At 41.0% G+C, this 7051-nt stretch carries 7 protein-coding genes; all 7 read left to right on the top strand.

Features of this window, described 5'->3' with window-relative positions; all coding sequences use genetic code 11:
- The first annotated feature begins 145 nt into the window (after nucleotides 1-145).
- The 7 genes from recR to ACHUGF_RS15980 all read left to right on the top strand — a co-directional run bounded on the left by recR (nucleotide 146) and on the right by ACHUGF_RS15980 (nucleotide 6973).
- On the top strand, nucleotides 146-745 hold the full coding sequence (gene recR / locus ACHUGF_RS15950; protein WP_394132686.1) for a recombination mediator RecR: 600 nt from the start codon (nucleotides 146-148) through the stop codon (nucleotides 743-745).
- A 199-nt stretch (nucleotides 746-944) separates the two neighbouring features.
- Nucleotides 945-2858, top strand: coding sequence for a molecular chaperone HtpG (gene htpG, locus ACHUGF_RS15955; RefSeq protein ID WP_394132688.1), 1914 nt, complete (start codon nucleotides 945-947; stop codon nucleotides 2856-2858).
- 73 nt (nucleotides 2859-2931) lie between these two features.
- The gene (locus ACHUGF_RS15960; RefSeq protein ID WP_394132689.1) at nucleotides 2932-3792 is read left to right on the top strand and encodes a co-chaperone YbbN; all 861 of its coding nucleotides are present in this window, start codon (nucleotides 2932-2934) and stop codon (nucleotides 3790-3792) included.
- 140 nt (nucleotides 3793-3932) lie between these two features.
- Nucleotides 3933-4577: an adenylate kinase gene (adk, locus tag ACHUGF_RS15965; protein ID WP_394132691.1), complete on the top strand. Its 645-nt coding sequence runs from the start codon at nucleotides 3933-3935 to the stop codon at nucleotides 4575-4577.
- Nucleotides 4578-5347: 770 nt separating this feature from the next.
- The gene (locus tag ACHUGF_RS15970) at nucleotides 5348-5794 is read left to right on the top strand and encodes a hypothetical protein (RefSeq protein ID WP_394132693.1); all 447 of its coding nucleotides are present in this window, start codon (nucleotides 5348-5350) and stop codon (nucleotides 5792-5794) included.
- Nucleotides 5795-5911: 117 nt separating this feature from the next.
- Nucleotides 5912-6517, top strand: coding sequence for a hypothetical protein (locus ACHUGF_RS15975; protein ID WP_394132695.1), 606 nt, complete (start codon nucleotides 5912-5914; stop codon nucleotides 6515-6517).
- 111 nt (nucleotides 6518-6628) lie between these two features.
- Entirely contained in the window at nucleotides 6629-6973 is a 345-nt protein-coding gene (locus tag ACHUGF_RS15980; RefSeq protein ID WP_394132696.1) for a hypothetical protein, read from the top strand.
- Nucleotides 6974-7051 lie beyond the last annotated feature (78 nt).

The raw sequence follows: 7051 nt of genomic DNA on the forward strand, positions 1-7051 counted from the left end.
AGTATTCTGTCTGCTTGTTCACATTTATATAAAATATGCAAAGTTGTTGATTTGAGTTGAATCTAAACCAAAACTAATTGGGGCTTTAAAACTGGTTCGCGGGTGTATATCATCAGCAGCATAACGCTATTCAATTGTAGAAAATATGAAATTTAGTCCCTTAGTTGATGAATTAATCCATGCCTTAAAAGGCTTGCCTGGCGTTGGGCCTAAGTCTGCACAGCGCATGGCATTTCAGCTATTAGAACGTGAGCGAAAAAATGGCCTGCAATTGGCCGATGCCTTACAAAAAGCCATGTCTGAGGTGGGCCACTGTCAATCTTGCCGCACCTTTACTGAACAAGATAAGTGCCCAATTTGTGCCAGTGCCAAACGTGGTTTAGCAGGGCAAATTTGTGTGGTCGAAACCCCTGCTGATGTACTTGCTATTGAAGCCGGTGGGCATTTTACTGGGCGCTACTTTGTCTTATTGGGGCATTTATCACCACTTGATGGTGTTGGGCCTGACGAATTAGGCTTAGGTTTGCTAGAGCAGCAGTTAGCTGATGGCGATGTGCAAGAATTGATTTTAGCCACTAATCCGACAGTGGAAGGCGATGCGACGGCCAACTATATTGCTGATATTGCGAGAAAGTACCAGATTAAAGTGAGTCGAATCGCCCATGGTGTGCCGGTCGGTGGTGAGCTCGAGTATGTTGATAGCACCACATTAGCATTATCATTTAATGGCCGTTTACCTTTGTAGGTAAATACCATTTAAATACCCCTAAAATCTTCATAAACGTCACTTTGTTTAGCGCTAGTGGCGTTTTTTTATGCAACAACACTTTTTCGCACTTGAAATCGATTTCATCGTACCCATCTCATGGATAACACAGAATATTTGTTTCGCATCTCATTTGTGATGCGATTCTTATGATTTATATACACCAAGGGATATTTTCATGTCACAGCAAGAAACTCATGGCTTTCAAACAGAAGTAAAGCAACTCTTACATTTGATGATCCACTCTTTATATTCAAATAAAGAGATTTTCTTACGTGAGCTAGTGTCGAACGCTGCCGATGCTGCAGATAAACTACGTTATTTAGCACTGAGCGACGACAGCCTTTATGAAGGTAACGGTGAGCTACGTGTTCGCATCAGTACTGACAAAGAAAAAGGTACTGTGACAATCAGCGATAATGGTATTGGTATGACGCGTGATGGTGTGATTGAACACCTAGGTACCATTGCTAAATCAGGCACTAAAGAATTTTTCAATAACCTATCTGGTGAAGCATCAAAAGATTCACAGCTAATTGGTCAATTCGGTGTTGGTTTTTATTCAGCATTCATCGTCGCTAAAAAAGTGACTGTGCGTACTCGCGCTGCAGGTAGTGACGTTGCACAAGGTGTATTGTGGGAGTCTGAAGGCGAAGGTTCATTTGATGTTGAAACCATCACTAAGAACGAGCGCGGTACAGAAATCACTCTGCACCTACGTGATGAAGAAACCGAATTTGCTGATGATTTCCGTCTTCGCTCAATTATTACGAAATACTCAGACCATATCTCAGTGCCAGTCGAAATGTTTGAAGAAGGCACGCCTGAGTCTGAAGGCCCAGACGGTGAGAAGATTGAAGCCACAGAAGGTGCGTGGAAAGCGATGAACAAAGCAACTGCGCTTTGGACACGTAATAAATCGGATATCAGTGACGAAGAGTATCAAGAATTCTACAAGCACATTTCACATGATTACAGTGATGCACTGAAGTGGAGCCACAACCGTGTGGAAGGTAAGCAAGAGTACACCAGCTTACTATACATCCCATCTAAAGCGCCATTTGATATGTGGAACCGCGATAGTAAGCACGGCTTAAAGCTGTTCGTTCAACGCGTATTCATTATGGATGACGCTGAGCAATTCATGCCTACTTACTTACGTTTTGTTAAAGGTCTAATCGATTCAAACGATTTACCATTGAACGTATCGCGTGAAATTTTACAAGACAACCAAATTACCAAAGCATTACGCCAAGGGATGACCAAGCGCGTACTGGGTATGCTTGAAAAAATGGCTAAAAATGATCCAGAGCAGTACCAAACATTTTGGGCTGAATTTGGCCAAGTGTTAAAAGAAGGCCCAGCAGAAGATTTCGCTAACAAAGAAAAAATTGCTGGTTTACTGCGTTTTGCCTCTACCAATGACAACTCTGCAGCGACAACTGTGTCACTTGATGACTACATCGAGCGCATGAAAGAAGGCCAAGATAAGATTTACTACATTGTAGCTGACAGTCATGATGCAGCCGTTAACAGCCCACACCTAGAGTTACTGCGTAAGAAGGGCATTGAAGTTCTATTAATGTCTGAGCGCATTGATGAGTGGTTAATCAACCACTTAACAGAATACAAAGACAAGAAAATGCACTCTGTGACCCGTGGTGATCTAGAGCTAGGTGAGCTTGAAGATGAAGCGGATAAGCAAGAGCAAGAAAAAGTTGCCGAAGAAGCTAAGCCACTTGTTGAGCGTGTGAAAGAAGCGCTGAAAGACAAAGTCAGTGATGTAAAAGTAACCACGCGTCTAACTGATACTCCAGCTTGTGTCGTTGCCGGTGAAGGTGAAATGTCGACGCAAATGATCAAACTGATGCAAGCTGCAGGTCAGCCTGTGCCAGAATCTAAGCCGACATTTGAAATTAACCCAACTCACCCATTAGTTGAGCGTTTAACCAACGAACCTGATGAGCAGTTATTTACTGATTGGTCTAACTTACTACTGCAACAAGCACTACTATCAGAAAAAGGTAGCCTAGCTGACCCATCTGAGTTCATTAAATTAATGAACCAAATGCTGATGGCAGGACTAAAATAAACTTAGTTAACCAAATTAAAAGCGGACTTTAGTCCGCTTTTGTTTATGGAATATCTCTTCAATAAGGCTTGATATGGAACATATACTTCACCTAACAAAAGACAACATTCAGCAAGTTGTTGATGCTTCTATGGAGCAAATGGTGGTACTGACATTTTGGGCGCAGCAACATGCCGAAAGTGTCCAAATGCAAAGTTTGCTTGAGCAACTTGCAACCCAACAAGCTGGCCGATTTATTCTGGCTAAAGTCAACTGTGAAACCGAATCTGAAATTGCCCAATATTTTCAAATTCAAAGCCTGCCAACCACCTTGTTACTTGATAAAGGCCGCCCAGTAGATGGCTTTGCTGGTGTACAAAGTGCAGACGACGTGAATGCGTTATTAGATAAACATTTGCCTGCAGTTTGGGAGGCGTCATTCAATGACATTAAAGCTAAACTGGCCGAAGGCAATTTGTCTGCAGCTGAGCTAGCTGACGTTAGCAACTTGCTTAAACAAGTACATGTTGATTCTGGTGAGCGCGCTGATGTGACACTCGTGATGGCTGATGTGTACATAATGCAAGGTGCACTAGAGCAAGCCAAAGCCTTACTGAGCAACATCGGTTTAGCGGATCAAGATAGCTACTACCAAAACCTGATGGCCAAGCTCGCGTTGGCTGAAGAAGCGGCAGACACGCCACAAATTCGTCAGCTGCAAACCGATTATGACCAAACACAATCTCATGCAACGGCCATTTTACTGGGTAAAGCACTGCATGGAGCACAGCGTAACGATGAAGCTTTAGCTGTGTTATTTGCTATTTTGCAAAAAGATTTATCCGCTGAAAACGGTGATGTTAAGCAAGCTTTCATGGAAATTTTAACCGCCCTAGGTCAAGGTGACGCCTTGGCTAATCAATACCGCCGCAAATTATACACTTTGCTTTATTAGACAAAGTCGTAATACATAAATTCGTCTTGGCATTAGATATAGGTCTAATGCTAAGGGGAAACTGCTATTAAAGGGCTGCAAAATGTGCGAAAATCGCCGCCCTAAAAATATGATAATTAGATTCATTAAGAGGACATGACATGCGCATTATTCTATTAGGTGCTCCAGGTGCCGGTAAAGGTACTCAAGCACAATTCATTATGGAACAATATGGTATCCCACAAATTTCTACTGGTGACATGCTACGTGCTGCAATCAAAGCGGGTACACCACTTGGGTTAGAAGCCAAAAAAGTAATGGATGCAGGTCAATTAGTTTCTGATGACTTAATTATCGGGTTAGTGAAAGAGCGTATTGCGCAAGAAGATTGTGTTAAAGGCTTTTTACTAGATGGTTTCCCACGCACCATTCCTCAAGCTGATGCAATGGTTGAGAACGGTATCGATATCGATCACGTGATTGAAATTGATGTACCAGACGAAGAAATCGTTAAGCGTATGAGCGGTCGTCGCGTACACCCAGGTTCTGGCCGTGTATACCACGTTGTCTTTAATCCACCTCAAGTAGAAGGTAAAGATGATGTTACTGGCGAAGACTTGCAAATTCGTGCCGATGACGAAGAAACAACAGTACGTAAGCGTCTTGGTATTTATCATGAGCAAACTAAGCCACTAGTCGATTACTATGGTAAGTTTGCTGCTGAAGGTAAGACTAAGTACAGCAAGTTTGATGGTACTCAAACTGTCGCGGTAGTGAGTGAGCAATTAGCTGCTGCACTGAAGTAACCGCTAAAGTTGAATGACTTTTAAAGCCTGCATTATGCAGGCTTTTTTGTTTTCAGCCCTAAACCACCTACTTCAGTAGGTGGTTATCATCAATTAGGGTTTGCCTGTATCTTTGTTTGTATGGCATGCCAGCTTGAGGTTGATTCAGCTATGCAATGATATTTAAAGCACGCAGCAAGCACATCCCCTCTTTGTTTTAAAAGATGGCTCGACGAAAACATCCATGTTTTCAACGGCTTTAAATATCATTACTCATAGATGCTACTGAGGCTACAAAATAACTGAAACGCCCCTTTTAAGGGGCTGAATGAAAGCCACCTTCTTCAGAAGGTGGATTCTTTACTATCGAGCCATCAAGGTACCTTGTGAAAGACCTCGTGAACACTTCCATGCAAACTCTGCGACGACATCCATGCCAGCAAAGCTTTCGCCAGCAGTGCTGATAGCTCTTGCGCGATAACATAGGGGTTTACTGTGTTTGTATACAGTGTTATTGGTTTGGTGGGGATTTACCGTGGTTAAGCGTGTCTAGTTTTGCGCACTTATACTCTCAATGTTCTTTAAAACTTCAATTATTTCAGTTGGTTGGCTGTGGGCGTTCTGGCAAAGTGCGCAGACAAAACGCGCATGCGCATTTACACAGCTAGTATATTGACAGAATTTCTTATAAGCTGAATTAATTCAATAAATTAGTCGTGCGCATTTTTACAGGTCTGACATGATAAATGCGCATGCGCACTATACAAATGTTAGGCATTCAGGGAAGGTTGGTGAAAAAATTTATATTATGCATTCTATTTTTAGTTTCATTTGCTCAAGCTAATGAATTAAAGAGATCTGATAACTTAGAGCTTTCTTACCTTCTTGGAACAATGCGGATTCTTTTTGAAAGTAAGGATTTTCCGTATATACGAATTATTGAAAGCTCTGAAGAAATAATGGAATGCGGTGGTACTTTTGAATCATGTCCTAATTCAAGGTTATTTATTGTTTCAAGTATGGGAGATTTAGGTGAAGCTCCGCTACTTTATGAACTTCCTAAATCTAAAGGCTGGAAAGTATCTTCCAATGAAATTGTAAATGGAGAACGTCATTTAACTTTAATCACAACATTAGAGCATGCGAATATCTCAATGAAATCTAGAAGTAAATGGCAAAGTAAAACTTATAAAATCAGGGTGTCAGCAGATTACGGTATGTTGTACACCGTGCAGTGAATGCCTAACAAGAGCATTAAGAGTGACGTCCAACGCTTGGCTGACGCTCATTCTTCGCTAATTATAGCCAAGCGTTTCCCGCACCTTATGCGGGCGTTATATGCAAAGGAGAGTGCGGTGAATAAAGTCGTATCAATATTAAGTTTGTCATTAATTTTAGGTGCTTGCGCATCTACAAGTCCAAAAACAAAAATTACCGGAATCTCAGTAGATTTACCCGAATCAAATTGGGTGCAAGTAACCGATAAAGAGGCTTCCGACCAATACATAAAAGAGTGGGTACCAAACGGTAAAACACCATTTGATACAAATTGGATAATTACAGAACAAAAACTTCCTATTCACTCAAAAATATCTGCAGAGCAATTTCAGAAAAGCATGTTTAGTTTAGCTAAACAATCTTGTTCTGATATTTTGTACAACGGACCACAAGAAATAAATACTAATGATCATTTAACTTCCGTTGGTCGCTTTATGTGTGCTCAACAAAAAGGTAAACCTTACGGAACATTTACGGATCAGCGTGTAATAATTCAGGGACTAACAGCGTACGTTGTAACCAGTGAGCTTAGAGTTCCAGCTGCATCTAAAGCCGGTGTTTTAGCCTTTGGCAAAGATAAAATTGATGAAATGAAAGAATTCATGCAAACACAGAAAAAGTCTTCGGGTTTTGTACGTCAATCTATAAATGTGTGTTTTGATAATAGCGTCAATTGCATATAACAATTCAATCAAAAGGACGCAAAACGCTTGGCTTGTGCTCCTTCGTCGCTAAGTTTAGCCAAGCATTTGTGCGCCCATTATTGAGGCGTTATAAGTCACGAAGGAATCGTTGTGAAATCTGAAATTGAAGCATGGATTAAGCAAATAAAAGAACGCCCTGATGTAATAGCTATAAATATCGGCTTGTTCCAATCTGAAAATGGCTTTCAAGCTTACCTTATTGGTTCAAACGAATATGACCCTGAAGATGACGATTGGGCTTGTAACGAGGACTTCGTTCCAACTACAAAGTACATCGATTTACCATGCTCTCATCGCGTTAACTGGGAAAGTTTACAATCCGATGTTGTGAATATAATAAAAGGTTTACTTTCGTCTAATTCATCAACCATTTTAAGTCATGTTCCTAACGTTACAGTTGGGTTTGATGATGCTGAACTGGTTAGTGTAAAGTGACTTATAACAAGCTAATTAATAAGGACAAAAAACAGTTGGCTGTTTTCGTTCCTCAACATTTTAGCCAACAATTTTTTG

It is taken from the genome of Shewanella maritima, from assembly GCF_043643735.1.
GTDB lineage: Bacteria > Pseudomonadota > Gammaproteobacteria > Enterobacterales > Shewanellaceae > Shewanella > Shewanella maritima_A.